The 343-nt window shown below is 55.1% G+C and carries 1 protein-coding gene; it reads right to left on the bottom strand.

The genetic code is table 11. The features are described 5' to 3' along the window. Window positions 1–27: 27 nt before the first annotated feature. The coding region (locus B3Q33_RS08770; protein WP_286827490.1) for a PGPGW domain-containing protein at window positions 28–343 on the bottom strand (316 nt) is incomplete at its 5' end.

Genomic DNA, 343 nt, shown 5'->3' on the forward strand with positions numbered 1-343 from the left:
TCGTCATGCCAACGGATGGCAGCGCTGTTAATGGCCATCGGTGATGTCCTTGTCATGTCCGTCAGGATGTTTCAGGGGTGTTCTGTGGTATTTACGGCGAATCCAGTTGGCTGTCCGGAAGACGCCAGGGCGGCGCATGATAGCGCGTTCCAGACGGTATTTCCCCGGAAAAGTGCTGGCCATTAATGCTATCAGAATGGTCAGCAGCCCTTGCCCGGGAAGCACCAGCATCACAATGCCAGCAACCAGTAATAATATCGCCAGGACGTTTCGAATCAGCCAGAAACACCACGCCAGAGGGCCTCGCTGGGTGTGGGGCTGATAGCTCTCGGTGAAATAATCC

Origin of the sequence: Alcanivorax sp. UBA3183, from assembly GCF_002364155.1 — a bacterium.
Lineage (GTDB): Bacteria > Pseudomonadota > Gammaproteobacteria > Pseudomonadales > Alcanivoracaceae > Alcanivorax > Alcanivorax jadensis.